Origin of the sequence: Aeromicrobium halocynthiae (genome assembly GCF_039531385.1) — a bacterium.
Lineage (GTDB): Bacteria > Actinomycetota > Actinomycetes > Propionibacteriales > Nocardioidaceae > Aeromicrobium > Aeromicrobium halocynthiae.
This window is the reverse complement of record NZ_BAAAPY010000001.1, coordinates 35319-52717: the sequence shown is the minus strand read 5'-3', so window position 1 is coordinate 52717 and position 17399 is coordinate 35319. Positions and strand designations below refer to the sequence as shown.

The following is a 17399-nucleotide window of genomic DNA, read 5'->3' as shown; positions in this document are numbered from 1 at the left end:
GGCGACATCCTCTCAGGCCCCGGGGGCTCACTCCGGCCCCAGGTGGCCCGTCCGGAGGGGTCCTGGCCGCCTTCAGGGCGCGATCAGCAGCGGGACCGACCGCTCGACGTCGGTGACGGAACCGTGGAAGCCGACCATGTGCAGCTCGATGGCGAAGTCCCGCGAGGAGAACACGGCGAAGTCGCCGAGCGCAGCCACCACGACGTCGCCGATCCGTGGGCGGACCCGGTCCTCGATCGGTCCGAACCAGTCCTCGAGTCCGTCCTGCGTGCGCACGAGGGCCCGCTCCCCCAGCACGGCGCGCCAGCGCTCGGCCACGTCCTGCTCGGCGCCGGCGCGCGTGTAGAGGTGGCGGAAGCGCGCCTCCCCCGCGACCAGGGTGACGTCGTCGCGCAGCGCTGGCAGCTCCTCGAGGTCGAAGCGACCCTCGAGGGGCAGGTCGACCATCCCGTGGTCGGCGGTCACGACCAGCGTCGTGCCCGCGGGGAGCTCGGCGTGCAGGTCGGCGAGGTCGGCGTCGATGGTGGCGAGGGTCTCGCGCCACTGCGCGGAGCCGCAGCCGTACCGATGACCCGTGTGATCCAGGCGGGACTCGTAGGCGTAGACGACGCCGGACGCCATGGCCTCGACGACGTCGAGGACCGTGTCGGTACGGGCCCACAGGCTCTCGATGCCGTGGAACGCTGCACCGCGCTGGCCGCAGAGCGTCAGCCCGCTGTTCTCGAAGGCGGCGTCGTTCACGACGGCGGCCTCGACGCCGGCGTCGGCAACCTGGCCGAGCACCGTCGGGTGGGGCTGCCACTGCAGCGGGTCCACGTCGTCGGACCAGGCGAGGGAGTTCAGACGTCGGCCCGACGCCGGCTCGCGGCACGTGTAGCCGACCACGCCGTGGCTGCCCGCCTCGCGTCCGGTCCCGAGGGACGTCAGGCTCGTCGCCGTCGTGGACGGGACGGGACTGCGGACGCCGTCGCGGCGCTCGAGCCCGGACAGGAACGGTGCGAGCTCGGCATGGGTGTCCAGGAGGTCGGCTCCCAGGCCGTCGACGACGAACAGGACGTACCGCGGCGACCGTGGCAGGGCGAGGACGTCCTCGAAGCCGGTGACGCCGAGACTCGCGGCGACGGACGGCAGGACGTCGTGGAGACCGGGCATCAGGTCCGGGCCCGCGCGCCGGACGCGGAGGGCCCGTGGGTGGTGGCGGCCGAGAGTCGTCGGGCGAACTCCAGCAGACGCTCGAGCGCGGCACCACCGTCGGCGGCTGCACTGAGTCGCAGGGAGAAGTCGTCGCCGGTCAGGTTGCCGGTGTAGCCGTGATCGGCCTCGCAGTCCGGGTCGCTGCAGCGGGCCGGCTCGAGGTCCAGGTGCGAGACCGCACCCCAGCTGACCGTCAGGACGGCCTCCTGCAGGGACTCGTCCTCGGCGGAGACCATGCGCGTGACGACCACCGAGCGCACCTGGTCGACGGCGACGGCCTCGCTCGTCGTCGAGGTGTACGGACGCGGGAGGAGGTCGTCCGGGGGGTGCTCGTCGGTGTGGACGAGCACGACGCGCGAGTCGGTGAGGACGAGCACCGTCATGTGCCGGCGGATCTCGTCGCGGTCGAACGTCGGCTCGTGGTGCAGGACGTAGGCCCTGACCTCCTCGCCGGCGAGGGCGTCGCGCAGGCCCTCGGAGACGATCTGGGGGTAGTAGCCGCTGCGCGAGATCTCCTCGAAGACCCCTCCGGACCGTTCGCGTCGCATCACGCGAGCGTATCGCCCGAGGCGGCACGGCTCAGACGCCGCACGTACCAGTCGCCGCGCCGGTCGGCCGTGGGGACGACCTTCGCGCGGGCGCTGAGCACCGTCATGCTCGTGTCGCTGACCAGGACGGGCTCGAGGTCGAGCTCGGCGATCTCGGGCAGGTCGTCCTTCATGGCCGCGAGGCGGAGGATGAGGTCCTGGATGGCGGCGACGTCGACGGGGTCGCTGCCCCGGTAGCCGTAGAGCAGGGGCGCCGACCGCAGGCCGGAGACCATGGCGGCGGCGTCGGTGTCGGTCAGCGGGGGGATGCCGTAGGAACGGTCCCCGAGCAGCTCGCTGGGCGCGCCGGTGAGACCGAAGGAGACGAGCGGACCGAACAGGGCGTCCTCGGTGACGCTGAAGGACAGCGGGATGCCGTCGGTGGCGTTGCGCTGGACGAAGAACCGTGTGTCGGCCCGCATCCCCGCCCACCCGGTGAGGTTGTCCCACGCCTCGGCCATGTCGTCGGGGCCGAGGATGCCGCGCCAGATGTGCGCGAGGTCGGGACGGGCGCGCAGATGCTCGCTGCCGGCCTTGAGGACGACGTCCCAACCGAGCTTCTCGCCCGCCGCGATCGCCTCCTCCTTGGTGTGGACGTTGATCCACGTCCACATGTCGATGCCGTAGCACTCGAGGATCGCCTGCGTCTGCTCGGTGGAGAGCACCGCACCACGGGGCGCGAGGCGCAGCACGTCGCGGACGATCGCGCGGGCGTCGCCGGTGCGCAGGTCGGGGAAGGTGACGAACTCCCCCGCGTCGCTGGCGACCCACTCGGCGTAGTTGACGACCCGGGCCAGCGCCCGGACCGCCGACTCCGGCGCAGGGTAGGACGGCACGGACCCGCGGCCTGCCGAACCGCCGAGCACGTCGGTGACCCGCAGCAGCTCCGGGACGCCCTCGGTGCCGAGGAACGTGGAGGCGATCGGCTTGTCGGACTGCTCCCCGATCGAGGCGAGGACGTCGGCGACCTCCTCACCGCTGGTGTTCAGCGGCGGCACGTAGACGACGACGAGCGCGTCGATGCCGGGGTTGGCGAGCGCCTGCTCGACCGCGACCTCGAAGTCGTCGGCTCCGGCGTCGGCGCCCAGCGAGACAGGGTCGGCGACCTGCAGGCCCGACGCCGCGGCGGCGTCGGCGATCAGCAGGCCCATCGCGTCGGAGTTGCCGACGACGCCCATCCGGTTGCCGGCCGGCAGCGGCTGGTGGGCCAGGATCTGCGCGACGTCGAACATCTCCTCGAGCGTGTCGACCTGGATCACGCCGGCCTGGCGGAACATGGCGTCGACCGCCGCCTGCGGGGCCGTCGAGCGCTTGACGGCGTGTCCCATGGGGACGCCCTGGGTGGAGCGGCCCGACTTGACCGCGACGACCGGCTTGACGCGCGAGACGCGTCGGGCGATGCGCGAGAACTTGCGCGGGTTGCCGATGGACTCCAGGTACAGCAGCACGACCTCGGTGGCGTCGTCCTCCTGCCAGTACTGCAGGAGGTCGTTGCCGGAGACGTCGGCGCGGTTGCCCGCCGAGACGAAGGTGGACAGGCCGAGCCCCCGACGGCCGACCGAGTCGAGGATCGCGGTGCCGAGCGCGCCGGACTGGCAGAAGAAGCCGACGCGACCCTGGGGCGGCATCGCCGGCGCCAGGGAGGCGTTGAGCTGGACGCTCTGGGTGGTGTTGATGATGCCGAGACAGTTCGGACCGATGAGGCGCAGGCCGTAGGAGCGGCAGAGGTTGAGCAGCTCGCGCTGCCGGCGTCGGCCGGCGGGCCCCTCCTCGGCGAAGCCGGCGGAGATGACGACCAGGCCGTGCACGCCCTTGGCGGCGCAGTCCAGCACGACCTCGTTCACCGACTCCGCCGGGACGGCGACGATCGCGAGATCGACCTCGCCGGGGATGTCGGTGACGCTCTTGTGCGCCGGGAGCCCCGAGACGGACTCGGCCTGGGAGTTGACCGCGTGCACCGCACCCTTGTAGTCACCCAGGACGAGTCCGCGGACCAGCGCGAGGCCGATCGAGTCGGCGCGCCGGCTCGCGCCGACCACCGCGATGCTGCGAGCACTGAAGATCCGCTCGATGGACGCCGCCTCCGCTCGCTGCTCTCGCGAGCGCATGACCCCCACGGCCGACTCGGTGGGGTCGATGCGGAAGGCGAGCGTCTGGACGCCGTCCTCGACCGAACCCTCGACCTCGTACCCCATCTCCCGGAAGACCTGGAGCATGCGGGTGTTCGACGGCAGGACGTCGGCGGTGAAGCGCTGGATGCCGCGCTCGCGACCGGCCTGGGCGAGGTGCTCGAGCAGGAGCTGGCCCACGCCGCGCCCCTGGTGGGCGTCCTCGACGAGGAAGGCGACCTCCGCCGCGGTGTCCGAGACGGCGTCGTAGCGGCCGATGCCGATCATCTCGTCGTGCAAGGTGACGACGAAGGCGACCCGTCGGTCGAGGTCGACCGTCGTGAACCGCTCGATGTCGCGCGGCGACAGCTCCGGGTACGGCGCGAAGAAGCGGTAGTACTTGGACTCGTCGGAGACGCGGCTGTAGAAGGCCACCAGCTTGTCGGCGTCCTCGGGCTGGATGGGACGCAGCTGGGCCACGCGGCCGTCCTTGAGCAGGACGTCGGCCTCCCAGGCACCGTCGAGGGTCGGCGTTGCCGAGGGATCGGAGTCCACGCGACCAATCTACCGAACCGGCCCGCCGTTCGACCCGGCGTGGCGGCGGTGACCCGCACGACACCGCGGGAGAGAATGGACCACCGCCTGACCCAGGAGAGGACCGCATGGCCCGCAGCAGCACCCCGAGCCCCCCCGAGGAGTTCGACGAGCACATCATCGACACCGACATCACGGACGAGATGAGTGCCAGCTACATCGAGTACGCCTACTCCGTCATCTACTCGCGCGCCATCCCCGACGCGCGCGACGGCCTCAAGCCGGTGCAGCGCCGCACGCTCTACACGATGGACGACCTCAACCTGCGGTCCGACCGGGGGCACGTCAAGAGCGCCCGCGTCGTCGGCGAGGTCATGGGCCGGTTGCACCCGCACGGTGACTCCGCGATCTACGACGCCCTGGTGCGGCTCGTGCAGCCGTGGTCGATGCGGCTGCCCCTGGTCGACGGGCACGGCAACTTCGGCTCGCCCGACGACCCGCCCGCCGCCATGCGCTACACCGAGTGCCGCATGGCCACCTCCGCGGAGGCGATGACCGCCTCCATCGAGGAGGACACGGTCGACTTCCGCGCCAACTACGACGGCCGGGAGCTGGAGCCGTCGGTCCTGCCGGCCGCGCTGCCCAACCTGCTCGTCAACGGCGCCTCCGGCATCGCCGTCGGCATGGCGACGAACATCGCCCCGCACAACCTCGTGGAGGTCGTGCAGGCCTTGCGGCACCTCCTGGACCACCCGACGGCCGACCTCGACGACATCATGCGCTTCGTCCCCGGTCCGGACCTGCCCACGGGCGGCAAGATCGTCGGCCTGGAAGGCATCCGCGACGCCTACGCCACCGGCAACGGCTCCTTCCGCATGCGCGCCACGGCCCGGATCGAGAACGTCACGGCGCGCCGCAAGGGCATCGTCGTCACCGAGCTGCCCTACAACGTGGGCCCGGAGAAGGTCATCGAGGCCATCAAGAAGCTCGTGCAGGCCAAGAAGCTGCAGGGCATCTCCGACATCAAGAACCTCACCGACCGTCACAAGGGTTTGCACCTGGTCATCGAGGTCAAGTCCGGCATCGTGCCCGAGGCACTGCTGGAGCAGCTCTACAAGGCCACCCCGATGGAGACGTCGTTCGGCGTCAACGCCGTCGCCCTCGTCGACGGCCAGCCGCGGACCCTCGGGCTCCTGGAGCTCCTGCAGGTCTTCCTCGACCACCGTCTGCAGGTCGTGCGCCGGCGCAGCGCCTACCGCCGCAGCAAGGCCGCCGACCGGCTGCACCTCGTCGAGGGCCTGCTGGTCGCCATCCTCGACATCGACGAGGTCATCCAGCTCATCCGCAGCAGCGACGACCGCGCCGAGGCACGCAGCCGGCTGACCTCCGTCTTCGACCTCACGGAGGTCCAGGCCGACTTCATCCTCGACCGCACGCTCGGCAGCCTGACCAAGTTCTCCCGCATCGAGCTCGAGCGCGAGGCCGACGAGCTGCGCGCCACGATCGAGCGGCTCGAGGAGATCCTGGGTGACGACGCCGTGCTCCGTGCGGTCGTCGGCGAGGAGCTGGAAGAGGTCGCCCGCACCTTCGGCACGCCCCGTCGCACGGTCCTCCTGGAGTCGGCCGGCCGCCAGGTGAGCGCCGCGGTCCCCTTGGAGGTGGCGGACGACCCCTGCTGGGTGCTGCTGTCCGGCACGGGCCTGCTGGCGCGCACGAGCGACGCCGAGCCGCTCGGCCCGCCGCAGCGCCGCGCCAAGCACGACGTCGTCGTCTCGACCGTCCGCACGACCGCCCGGGGCGAGGTCGGGCTCGTGACGGCCGACGGTCTCGTGCGCCGGGTCAGCGTCCTGGAGATCCCGGCACTACCGCCGACGGCCGGCTCGCCCCACCTGCAGGGGGGCGTGCCACTGCGCGAGCTCCTGGACGTCTCGGCCGAGCCCGTGGGTCTGATGTCGCTCGACGACACCGGTCCCGGCATCGCCCTCGGCACCCGGCAGGGCGTCGTCAAGCGGGTCAGGCCCGATCACCTCACGCGGGACTCCTGGGAGGTCGTCAAGCTGGCCGACAATGACGCCGTGGTCGCCGTCGCCACGCTCGAGACCGGCGAGGAGGAGCTGGCGTTCGTCACCTCCGACGCCCAGCTGTTGCACTTCAGTGCCTCCCTCGTCCGTCCGCAGGGTCGCACGGGAGGTGGCGTCGCGGGCATCAAGCTGGCCGCGGGGGCCACCGTGGTCGGCTTCGGCGCGGTCCGCGACGTCGGCTCCGCGCACGTGCTCGGCATCGCCGGGTCGGCCGACGCCCTCCCGGGCACCGAGGCCGGCTCGGCCAAGGTCACTCCGCTCTCGCTCTACCCGGCCAAGGGGCGTGCCACCGGCGGGGTGCGGTGCCAGCGTCTGCTCAAGGGCGAGGTGGGGCTCGTGCTCGGGTGGGTCGGTGACGGCCTGCCGATGGCGTGCGCTCGCAGTGGGTCGGCGGTCGACCTCCCGGACCCCGTGGACCGTCGTGACGGGTCGGGCACGCCGCTCGCGCAGCCGGTCGCGGCGGTGGCGTCCGCGCCCGCGGCGCAGACGCTCGGCGCCGGTGCGAGCGTCACGGATGACACCGCCGACGAGGCCTGAGCACCCCGATGCGACGACCCGATGCGTGTCACACTGTGCGCGTGCGCCTCCGTGTCCTCGCCCTCGCCGCCGCCGCTGCCCTGCTGTCCTCGGCCTGCACGGGAGGTGACGACGAGCCCGCCGCCGACCCGGCCGCACTCGCCGAACGTCTCAGCGCCGCCAAGGCCGTCATCGACGCGGCCGAGAGCCTCGACGTCGCTCTTGCCACCAACGAGCTGCCCCGGGGCGTCACCGGCCTCTTGTCGGCCGAGGGGCGCGGCAACGCCGACCCGGCGTTCGAGGGCGACGTCTCGGTCGTCGCCGGCGGCACCAGCCTGGCCGCCGAGGTCGTCTCCGTCGACGACGAGCTGTTCGTCAAGACCGGGTTCTCGCCCGTCTTCGTGCGCTTCGACCCCGAGTCGCTCGGCGCCCCGGACCCGGCAGGTCTCCTCGACCCGGACACCGGCGTCGCGACCATCCTGGAGCGCACCGACGACCTCGCCGAGGACGGCCAGTCCCGCGACGGCGACGACGTCCTCACGACGATCACCGGCACCCTCGCGGGCGAGGTCGTGGCCGAGTTCCTCCCCACCGCCGACGCCACCGGCACCTTCCAGGTGCGGTACCGGCTCACCGAGGACGACGAGCTGCGTGACGCCACGATCGCCGGCCCGTTCTACGAGGGCGCCGACGACGTCACGTACCGGCTGCAGCTGACCGCGTCCGACGAGCCGGTGACCATCACGGCTCCGGAGCGCACCGGCGGCTGAGCATGACCCCCTCGGCCGGGACCCGGGCAGCGCCTCGTCTCCTGCTCGCCCTGGCGGCCACCGCGATCGGGTTCGCCGCGATCGACACGTACGTCGTCGTCCTCGCACTGCCGGACATGATGACGTCGGCCGGTCTGTCGATCGACGAGCTGCAGCGTGCCGCGCCCATCGTCTCGGGGTTCCTGCTCGGGTACGTCGGCATCCTGCCCCTCATCGGGCGGATCTCGGACCTGCGCGGGCGGGTACCGGTGCTGCTCGGCTCCCTCATGGTGTTCGTCGTCGGCTCGCTCGTCACGGCCGCCGCCTACGACCTGAACAGCGTCGTCGTCGGTCGGTTCCTGCAGGGCGTCGGGGGTGGCGGCCTGATCCCGCCGACGCTCGCCCTGGTCGCCGACCGCTGGCCGCCGGAGCGGCGAGGCCTCCCGCTCGGGATCGTCGGTGCCGTGCAGGAGCTGGGCAGCGTCCTCGGACCGCTCTACGGTGCCGCCGTCCTGGCGTTCGGGTCGTGGCGTGACATCTTCTGGCTCAACGTCGGCGGCGGGCTGCTGATCGCCGCCGCGATCTGGCCGCAGCGGCGGCAGGAGCGCCCCCCGGTGCGTCGCGACGGTCCTCTCGACGTCGTCGGCGGCCTGCTCGTGGCGGTCGCTCTCGTGCTGGTGACGCTCGTGATGCTCGAACCCGCGCGGCTCGCGAGCGGTGTCACGTCGGGGCTGGCGTTCCTCCCGGTCGTCGGCTCGAGCCGGTGGCTCACCCCGCTGGCCCTCGGGCTGTACGTCGTGGTCGTGCTGCTGGTGCTGCGCCTGGCCACGGCCCGCCGTCCGCTGCTCGCGTGGCGAGGCTGGGGTGAGCTGGCGCGAGAGACCGACCTCGTCGGCGCGGGCCTGTTGACCGCGAGCCTGGCCGCCGTCATCGTCACGTTCGCCTCCGCGGAGCCGGAGTCCGCCGCCCTCTCCCCCGCGGCGCCGGCGCTGATCCCTCTCGCGCTGCTCACCGTCGCCGGCTTCGTGTGGCGTCAGCGCACCGCTGCGCGTCCGCTCGTCCCGCGCGGGGCGCTCGGCGACCGGGTCGCGTGGGGTGCACTCCTCGTCTCCTTCTTCATCGGGGCGAGCCTGATCGCCGCGCTCGTCGACATCCCCTTCTTCGCCCGACTCACCATCGCGCCGAGCTCCCAGCTGGACGCCGCCCTCGTGCTCGTACGGTTCCTCGTCGCACTGCCGGTCGGCGCCCTCCTCGGCGGCTGGCTCCTGCGCTTCGTCCCCGCGTCCTGGCTCACCGCGGGTGCGATGCTCATGAGTGCCGCCGCGTTCGCGCACATGGCGACGTGGGACGCGCAGTCGCTGGAGAGCGGGTGGGAGACCCTCTCGCTCGTCGCGGGCGGCCTGGGATTCGGTCTGGCGATCGCGCCGGTCAACGCCGCGCTGCTGGCCCACACCGCGTCGGCCGTCCACGGGCTGGCGAGTGCGCTGCTGGTGGTGGCACGGATGGTCGGCATGCTCATCGGCATCTCTGCCCTGACGACGATCGGGCTCCGTGCGTTCTATGCCGCGGCGGAGCGTCTTCCCGACGCCGCCGACCTCTGCGACGGGGTCGCCACGGCCTGTCCGGCCTACCGGGACGCGGTGCGCGACGCGGGCATCGCGCAGCTGCACGCGGTCTTCGTCGGGGCTGCCGTCTGTGCGGTGATCGCGGCCGTCCTTGCGCTCGTGCTCCTGCGTGAGGGACGTCGCGGGGCCGAGATGCCCCACGCCCGATAATCTGCCCCCATGTCTGAGAACGCCTTCGACGATCTGCTCGCCGCGAACCGTGACTTCGCCGACCGCTTCGACCTCCACGGCTTCGACGGCGTCGCCCGTGCCGGCGTCGCGATGGTCACGTGCATGGACTCGCGCATCGACCCACTCGGCATGATCGGCCTCTCGCCCGGTGATGCGAAGATCCTCCGCAACCCCGGCGGCCGCGTGACCGATGCCGCGCTCGTCGCTCTCGTCCTCGGCGTCAACCTCCTCAGGGTGACGCGGGTCCTGGTGGTCGAGCACACCCGCTGCTCCATGGCCTCGTCCTCCGAGGAGCAGCTCCGCGCGAAGCTCAGCGACGCCTCGGGCGTCGACGCCTCCTGGATGAGCCTGGGTGCCGTCGTCGACCAGAAGACCACCATCCGCACCGACGTCCAGCGCGTCCACGCCCACCCGCTCATCGACTCCTCGGTCGAGGTGGGCGGGTTCATCTACGACGTCGACACCGGCCTGCTCGAGCAGGTCATCTGAGGGTCCTCGGACCTGATCAGGCGTCGATGGTCTCGGCGTCGACCTCGTACGCGCTCTGCACGATGAACTCTTTGCGGGGGGCGACCTCGTTGCCCATCAGCAGCTCGAACATGTGCGTGGCGCGCTCGGCGTCGTCGACCGTCAGACGTCGCAGCGTGCGCTGACGGGGGTCCATGGTGGTCTCCGCCAGCTGGTCGGCGTCCATCTCGCCGAGGCCCTTGTACCGCTGGATGGGGTCCTTCCAGCGCAGGTTGCGGCGCTTGAGGTCGGCGAGCATGCGCTGCAGCTCGGCGTCGGAGTAGGTGTAGACGTACTTGTCCATGCCCTTGCGCGGGTTGGTGAGCTCGATCCGGTGCAGCGGCGGCACGGCGGTGAAGACCCGACCCTGCTCGACGAGCGGACGCATGTAGCGGAAGAACAGCGTGGCCAGCAGGCAGCGGATGTGCGCGCCGTCGGAGTCGGCGTCGGCCATGAAGATGATCCGGCCGTAGCGGGTGGCGTCGACGTCGAACGTGCGGCCCGAGCCCGCCCCCACGACCTGGATGATCGAGGAGCACTCGGCGTTCTTGAGCATGTCGCCGACGCTGGCCTTCTGGACGTTCAGGATCTTGCCCCGGATGGGCAGCAGTGCCTGGAACTCCGAGTCGCGCGCGGACTTGGCGGTGCCGAGCGCGGAGTCGCCCTCGACGATGAACAGCTCGCTGCGGTCGACGTCGTTGGATCGGCAGTCGGCAAGCTTGGCCGGCAGGGCGCTGGACTCCAGCGCGTTCTTGCGGCGCTGGTTGTCGCGCTGCTGACGGGCCATGAGCCGGGTGCGGGACGCGCCCACGACCTTCTCCATGAGCAGGCGCGCCTTGGCCTTCTGCGCCGTCTTGGTGGACGTGAGGAAGGTCTTCAGCTCGGCGGCGACGACGCGCGAGACGATGCGGGTGACCGCCGGTGTGCCGAGGACCTCCTTGGTCTGACCCTCGAACTGCGGCTCGGCCAGGCGCACCGTCACGACGGCCGTCATGCCCTCGAGGACGTCGTCCTTGATGACGTCGGGGTCGCCGGACTTCAGCAGGCGGGTGGTGCGCAGCGTGTCGTTGAACGTCCTGGTCAGGGCCCGCTCGAAACCCTGCACGTGGGTGCCGCCCTTGGGTGTGGCGATGATGTTGACGAAGGAGCGCACGGACGTCTCGTAGCCCGTGCCCCACCGCAGCGCGATATCGACGCCGAGCTCGCGCTCGACCTCCTGCGGACTCATGTGGCCCTTGGAGTCGAGCACGGGGACGGTCTCGGTGAAGGTGCCCTCACCCTGCAGCCGCAGTACGTCGGTGACGGGCTCGTCGGGACTGAGGTAGTCGCAGAACTCGGTGATGCCGCCCTCGTGCAGGAACGACTCCTCGCGGGGCTCCTCGCCGCGCAGGTCGGTCAGGACGATCTTCAGGCCCGGGACGAGGAAGGAGGTCTGCCGGGCGCGGGCGACCAGCTCGTCGTAGGCGAAGGTGGCGGTCTTGATGAAGATCTGGGGGTCGGCCCAGTAGCGGACGCGGGTGCCGGTCTGGGTCTTCTTGACCCGGCGCCGCTTGTGCAGCGTGTTGTCGGCGGTGAAGCCGGCCTCCGGCTCGTCACCGTCGAAGACGCCCGGCTCCCCGCGTCGGAAGGACATCGCCCACGTGGCACCGGCCTTGTCGACCTCGACATCGAGGCGGGCCGACAGGGCGTTGACCACGGAGGCGCCGACACCGTGCAGACCGCCGGTGGCGGTGTAGGAGCCGCCGCCGAACTTGCCGCCGGCGTGCAGCTTGGTGAAGACCACCTCGACGCCGGACAGGCCGGTGCGCGGCTCGATGTCGACGGGGATGCCCCGGCCGTCGTCGGCGACCTCGACGGAGCCGTCGGGGTGCAGGGTGACGTCGATGCGGCTGCAGAAGCCGCCGAGGGCCTCGTCGACGGCGTTGTCGATGATCTCCCAGAGGCAGTGCATGAGTCCGCGGGTGTCGGTGGAGCCGATGTACATGCCCGGCCGCTTGCGGACCGCCTCGAGCCCCTCGAGGACGAGCAGGTTGCGCGCGTCGTACGTCGACACCGAGGGGACCTCCGAAGGTTCGATGGGCAGGCGAAACGCCTGTGCGTCCAGCCTAGACGCGCGGCCCCCGGAGCCGTCGGCGGACACGCTCGTGCCCGCGCGGCGCCGCCGGTTTGGCACCGCCGGGGAGTATCCATGACGTAAGTCACCCAACCCAGCACGGAACACCACACCGTGGTTGGATGTTGTCACTGACGACACCCGCTCCGAGGAAAAGAGGTCACCATGGCAGCCACAGCCGAGCTGCGCGGTCTCAACGCGACCGATCGCTGCGACCGTTGCGGAGCACAGGCGTACGTACGCGTCGAGCTCGACGGCGGAGCAGAGCTCTTGTTCTGCGCCCACCACGCCCGCGAGCACGAGGACAAGCTGCGTGCTGTCGCCGTCGCCATCCACGACGAGACCGGACGTCTGGGCACCACCGACGTCTGAGTCACCCCCGATCCCTACGACCTGACGAGGGGCCGACCGGTTCGACCGGTCGGCCCCTCGTCACGTCCGGGCCCCTCCTCCCGAGGGCGGCTCACTCACAGCCGACGCCGTCGCCGTCGCGGTCCAGGCGACGGGAGTAGCCGGGATCGGCGGCGGTGATCGGTGCTGCCCCGGCGGCGCGGACGGCGTCGCAGCTCGCGTACTCGACGGGAGCGGAGCCCCGGCTCCCGCGGGTCGCCTCCGTGGTCGGCGTCGCGCGGGAGCGAGGGAGCGCCGCCTCCGTGGGGGCGGGGCCGGGCTCCACCCGCGGTTGCGCGGGGCACGAGGTCAGGACGCGGCTCATGGCGTCGCGCTCGGCGGGCGTCACGGCGATCGCGTACTTGGCCTTGACCGCCACCTGGCGCGCGACGAAGGCACACCGGTAGGAACGATCCGGCGGCAGCCAGGTGGCAGCGTCACCGTCGCTCTTGGCCCGGTTGGCACCGGCATCGACGGCGAGCAGGTTGACGGGGTCGTTGGCGAAGGCGAGCCGCTTCTGCGGCGTCCAGGACGCCGCCCCCTTCTGCCACGCGTCGCTGAGGGCCACGACGTGGTCGATGTCGATCTCGCTGGCCCCGCCGACCTCGAACCGCACCGGTGCCCCGGTGTAGGGATCGGGCTCGAGCGACCCGGCCAGCACCTTGCACGCGTTCTTCATCGTCGTGCCGACGAGGTCACGGCGAAGGATGTCGTTGCGGGTGTCGCAGCCGTTGCGGTCGGCGTCGAACCAGCCGGGTCCGAACGCGTCGCGCGAGTACCCGGTCTTCGGTCCCCGGCCCTTGACGACCAGCTCGTCCAGCGCTGCGAGGGCCGTCGCGGTGTCAGGGGACGGTGTGGGCGTGACGGGGGTTGCCACCGGGGACGGAGTCGGCGCCGGCGTGACCGGCGCGGTGGCCTCGGTGACGACCGGCACGGTCTCGGCGACCGGAGCCGGCGCCGCGCATGCAGACGACAGCAGCAGCCCACCGGCGACGACGGTGACGGCGGCACGGCGCGCGACGAGCATGGAACCCCCTGGGGACGACCGCGTCAGCCTAGGGCGCGAGGTCGCTCGTCGTCCGGAGAATCGCAGGGTTGCGCCGCACCGACCGACGAGCCGACGTCGTCGCGGAGCACGGACGCGAAGCGCTGTCGCCCAACACGTGGAATCGAACCTGTGATCTACTGTCGCCATGGTGCTCCGGCCTCGACACGTCTGGGTCTTCCCGGCACGGGCGAACGGGGACAGCCGGCCCGATCCCGGGCTGCTCATCGAGTGGCAGAAGCGTCATGGACAGTGGTGGGCCCACGTCGCGATCGTGACGGCCGATGGTCACATGGTTCTCACCTGGCGGCACGCGAGCTCGCTCCGCCCGCTTCGGAGCTGACCGGCCTGCGCCGCCGGCCCTCACTCGTTCGCGGACGCCCTCGTCCGTCGAGTCGCTCGCCGCCAGAGGAGCTCACCGCAAGCGATCATGATCCAGAGTCCGATGGCGAAGGCGATCCAGCCGCCGACGTGCTCCCACGTCCGCGGCCATCCGAGACCGCTGTAGTGCGTGAGGCCGAAGGCATGGATCAGCATCCCCGCCGGGAGGAGCAGGGCCGCGACGACCGTCGACACGCGCACACGACCAGGATAGTTCCGAGCCGGCAACCGCGTCCGGAATCAGTCCAGGTAGTCGCGCAGGACCTGCGAGCGGGACGGGTGGCGCAGCTTGCTCATCGTCTTGGACTCGATCTGGCGGATCCGCTCGCGGGTGACGCCGTAGACCTTGCCGATCTCGTCGAGCGTCTTGGGCTGGCCGTCGGTGAGGCCGAACCGCATCGAGACGACGCCGGACTCGCGCTCGCTGAGCGTGTCGAGCACCGCGTGCAGCTGCTCCTGGAGCAGCGTGAAGGAGACCGCGTCGGCCGGGACGATGGCCTCGGAGTCCTCGATCAGGTCGCCGAACTCGCTGTCGCCGTCCTCGCCCAGGGGTGTGTGGAGGCTGATCGGCTCACGACCGTACTTCTGGACCTCGACGACCTTTTCCGGCGTCATGTCCAGCTCCAACGCCAGCTCCTCCGGGGTGGGCTCGCGGCCCAGGTCCTGCAGCATCTGACGCTGCACTCGGGCGAGCTTGTTGATGACCTCGACCATGTGCACCGGGATGCGGATGGTGCGGGCCTGGTCGGCCATGGCGCGGGTGATGGCCTGGCGGATCCACCACGTCGCGTAGGTGGAGAACTTGAAGCCCTTGGTGTAGTCGAACTTCTCGACCGCGCGGATCAGACCGAGGTTGCCCTCCTGGATGAGGTCCAGGAAGAGCATGCCGCGACCGGTGTAGCGCTTGGCCAGCGAGACGACAAGACGCAGGTTGGCCTCGAGCAGGTGGTTCTTGGCGCGTCGCCCGTCGACGATGATCCAGCGGAGCTCCTCGCGGGTCTTCTCCGAGATGCGGCCACCCTTGCCGACCTTCTCCTCGGCGAACAGACCGGCCTCGATGCGCTTGGCCAGCTCGACCTCCTCGCCGGCGGTGAGCAGCGAGACCTTGCCGATCTGCTTGAGGTAGTCCTTGACCGGGTCGGCCGTGGCGCCGGCGACCAGCACCTGCTGGACGGGCTCGTCGGACTCGTCGGCGGCCGACAGGGTGAACGCCGCCGACTCGTCCTCCTTGATGGTGGGGTCGGTCTTGACGTCCTTCTCGAAGACCTCGTCGCTGATGTCGGGAAGGATCTTCTTGCCCTGCGCGTCACGCGCGGTGCCGTCACCGGCGGGAACGTCCAGCGCCTCGGCGATGTCGACGGGCGCGGCAGGCTTGCCGGCGTCGACCGCCTTCTTGGCTGCCGTCTTCTTGGCAGCGGTCTTCTTGGCCGCAGGAGCCGCCTTCTTCGCAGCGGTCTTCTTGGCCGCCGTCGTCTTGGCGGGGACCTTCTTGGCGGAGGCCTTCTTGGCGCTCGGAGGAGTCTTCGTCACAGTCTCTTCAGATCTCACGGAGGGGGTGGACAGGAACGCATCGTGCGGGGCGGACCGGGATCAACCGGTGCACCGTGCTGCGGGTGGTTCGGCGACGACCGGGCGGCGAACGAGCGGCGTCAGGGATGTTCCGGAACCGCAGTCCCGACCTTCACCAGCGACGCAACTCACCGTGTCGTCCACCTCTCGGTCGGGTATCTGGGCGCAACAAAGAGGCCTGTGGTCAACCTCTGTCGATCATTGTGCCACGGCCCCCAAGACCGTCAGGCGGTCCCCCGCACGTGGCGGTCCAGCCGACCTGACAGGGTCAGCCGCGCGGCCACTCGTGGACGGGGAGGTTGGCGTGCATGTTCTCCTCGTACGCCAGAGTCGCGGCCCGCAGCGCCTCCACCCGGTCGGCTCCCGCGTCGCGACGTCGGGTCACCTCGTCGATCAGCCAGGAAGCGCCGTTGACGCCGGTGACGCACCGGCGCTCGATCACGTCGAGCAGACGACCCGAGACCTCGCCGTCCATGCCCATCTGCTCCAGACCCGCCGCCGCCAGGGGCAGGAGGTGGCGCAGCACGAGCTCACGCGCCGGCACCGTCCCGACCGAGGGCCAGTACAGGTCGGTCTCGATGCCGGTGCGCGCCGCGGCGTGGAAGTTCTCCTCGGCGGCCCGGAACGAGAGCTGGGACCACAGGGGCCGCTCGCTCTTGCCGATGACGGTCGTCAGTCCGTAGAACAGGGCGGCGTTGGCGAGGGTGTCGACGACCGACGGACCGGCCGGGAGCAACCGGTTCTCCACCCGCAGGTGCGGACGACCGTCGGCGATGTCGTAGATGGGACGGTTCCAGCGGTAGACCGTGCCGTTGTGCAGCCGCAGCTCCTCCAGCTCGGGGACACGTCCGGCCTCGAACGCCTCGAGCGGGTCCTCCTCGCTGACGATGGGCAACAGCGCCGGGAAGTACCGGACGTTCTCCTCGAACAGGTCGAAGACCGACGTGATCCAGCGCTCGCCGAAGAACACCCGCGGACGCACGCCCTGGGTCTTGAGCTCCTCACTGCGGGTGTCGGTGGCCTGCTCGAACAGCGGGATGCGGGTCTCGTGCCACAGCTGCCTGCCGAGCAGGAAGGGCGAGTTGGCACCGACGGCGACCTGCACGCCCGCGATGGCCTGGGCGGCGTTCCACATCGGGGCGAACTCGTCGGGCTCGACCTGCAGGTGCAGCTGGGTGCTCGTGCACGCGGCCTCGGGGATGATCGTGTCGGCCGTCGTCTCCAGGCGGTCGACGCCGTCGATGACGATCGCGATGTCCTCGCCGCGCGCGTCGAGGATCTGCTCCGACAACAGGTGGTAGCGAGGGTTGGGCGACAGCGACTCGGCGGCGAAGTGCTCGTCGCGCAGGGTGGGCAGGATGCCGATCATCACCAGCTTGGCGCCGACGGTGGCCGCCTTCTCCTGGGCGTGGTTGAGGTCGGCGCGCAGCGTCTCCTCCATCACGGTCAGGCCGTCGTCGGCAGCACGACTGGGTGGGACGTTGATCTCGACGTTGAAGAGCCCGAGCTCGGTCTGGAAGTCGTCGTCGGCGATGACGTCGAGCGCCTCGGCGTTCTTCATGGCCGGGTCGCCCGCGTCGTCGATGAGGTTGAACTCGATCTCCACGCCGACCTGCGGGTGCTCGACGGAGAAGTCGTGCTCGCCGAGCATGCGCGCGAACACGTCGAGACAACGCCTGACCTTGGCCCGGTAGGCCGTGCGGTCCTCGCGGGTGAACTCACGGCGGTCGACGTCCTGGCCCATGCGGGGAGCCTAGTCCAGCACGGGCGTCGCAGCGCGTTGCCGGACGAGCGCGCACCGTCCCTCGCGGTGGAAGACTCACCGCCCC

13 protein-coding genes are annotated in these 17399 nt (G+C 71.1%); 5 read left to right on the top strand and 8 right to left on the bottom strand.

What is annotated here, in order from left to right; all coding sequences use genetic code 11:
- Window positions 1–72 precede the first annotated feature (72 nt).
- The 3 genes from ABD213_RS00195 to ABD213_RS00185 are packed head-to-tail and all read right to left on the bottom strand — an operon-like array spanning window position 73 to window position 4444.
- Window positions 73–1152: an alkaline phosphatase family protein gene (locus ABD213_RS00195; RefSeq protein WP_344322886.1), complete on the bottom strand. Its 1080-nt coding sequence runs from the start codon at window positions 1150–1152 to the stop codon at window positions 73–75.
- The gene (locus ABD213_RS00190; RefSeq protein WP_344322884.1) at window positions 1152–1742 is read right to left on the bottom strand and encodes a DUF5998 family protein; all 591 of its coding nucleotides are present in this window, start codon (window positions 1740–1742) and stop codon (window positions 1152–1154) included. Before ABD213_RS00190 ends, ABD213_RS00195 begins: the two co-directional genes overlap by 1 nt.
- Window positions 1742–4444: a bifunctional acetate--CoA ligase family protein/GNAT family N-acetyltransferase gene (locus tag ABD213_RS00185; protein ID WP_344322882.1), complete on the bottom strand. Its 2703-nt coding sequence runs from the start codon at window positions 4442–4444 to the stop codon at window positions 1742–1744. The genes ABD213_RS00190 and ABD213_RS00185 overlap by 1 nt, the downstream gene beginning before the upstream one ends.
- Window positions 4445–4551: 107 nt before the next feature.
- Between ABD213_RS00185 and ABD213_RS00180 the strand changes: the two genes are divergently transcribed.
- From ABD213_RS00180 to ABD213_RS00165, 4 genes are read left to right on the top strand one after another with little or no spacing between them, the layout of a single operon-like run.
- Window positions 4552–7041 carry a DNA gyrase/topoisomerase IV subunit A gene (locus ABD213_RS00180; protein WP_344322880.1) on the top strand — a complete coding sequence of 830 codons (2490 nt, stop codon included), beginning with the start codon at window positions 4552–4554 and terminating at the stop codon, window positions 7039–7041.
- A 41-nt stretch (window positions 7042–7082) separates the two neighbouring features.
- Window positions 7083–7790: an LppX_LprAFG lipoprotein gene (locus ABD213_RS00175; RefSeq protein ID WP_344322877.1), complete on the top strand. Its 708-nt coding sequence runs from the start codon at window positions 7083–7085 to the stop codon at window positions 7788–7790.
- Window positions 7791–7792: 2 nt separating this feature from the next.
- Window positions 7793–9544, top strand: a complete 1752-nt coding sequence (locus ABD213_RS00170; RefSeq protein ID WP_344322874.1) for an MFS transporter — start codon at window positions 7793–7795, stop codon at window positions 9542–9544.
- A gap of 9 nt (window positions 9545–9553) precedes the next feature.
- Window positions 9554–10054 (top strand): beta-class carbonic anhydrase, encoded by a 501-nt coding sequence (locus ABD213_RS00165; RefSeq protein ID WP_344322872.1) that lies wholly within the window; start codon window positions 9554–9556, stop codon window positions 10052–10054.
- A gap of 16 nt (window positions 10055–10070) precedes the next feature.
- Here the strand turns inward: ABD213_RS00165 and ABD213_RS00160 are convergent, their stop codons facing one another.
- Complete coding sequence (locus ABD213_RS00160; RefSeq protein ID WP_344322870.1) at window positions 10071–12125, bottom strand: DNA gyrase/topoisomerase IV subunit B; 2055 nt, start codon at window positions 12123–12125, stop codon at window positions 10071–10073.
- 225 nt (window positions 12126–12350) lie between these two features.
- Here ABD213_RS00160 and ABD213_RS00155 point away from each other — a divergent pair, with 225 nt between their 5' ends.
- Window positions 12351–12557, top strand: a complete 207-nt coding sequence (locus ABD213_RS00155; RefSeq protein WP_344322868.1) for a DUF7455 domain-containing protein — start codon at window positions 12351–12353, stop codon at window positions 12555–12557.
- Window positions 12558–12648: 91 nt separating this feature from the next.
- Here the strand turns inward: ABD213_RS00155 and ABD213_RS00150 are convergent, their stop codons facing one another.
- The 4 genes from ABD213_RS00150 to ABD213_RS00135 form a co-directional block, all read right to left on the bottom strand.
- A complete protein-coding gene (locus ABD213_RS00150; RefSeq protein WP_344322865.1) occupies window positions 12649–13602 on the bottom strand; it encodes a GmrSD restriction endonuclease domain-containing protein in 954 nt (317 codons plus the stop codon).
- Between the two features lie 381 nt (window positions 13603–13983).
- On the bottom strand, window positions 13984–14202 hold the full coding sequence (locus ABD213_RS00145) for a hypothetical protein (RefSeq protein WP_344322863.1): 219 nt from the start codon (window positions 14200–14202) through the stop codon (window positions 13984–13986).
- A gap of 39 nt (window positions 14203–14241) precedes the next feature.
- A complete protein-coding gene (locus tag ABD213_RS00140; protein ID WP_425546002.1) occupies window positions 14242–15531 on the bottom strand; it encodes an RNA polymerase sigma factor in 1290 nt (429 codons plus the stop codon).
- Between the two features lie 307 nt (window positions 15532–15838).
- Window positions 15839–17314 carry a glutamate-cysteine ligase family protein gene (locus ABD213_RS00135; RefSeq protein WP_344322861.1) on the bottom strand — a complete coding sequence of 492 codons (1476 nt, stop codon included), beginning with the start codon at window positions 17312–17314 and terminating at the stop codon, window positions 15839–15841.
- Between the last annotated feature and the right edge of the window lie 85 nt (window positions 17315–17399).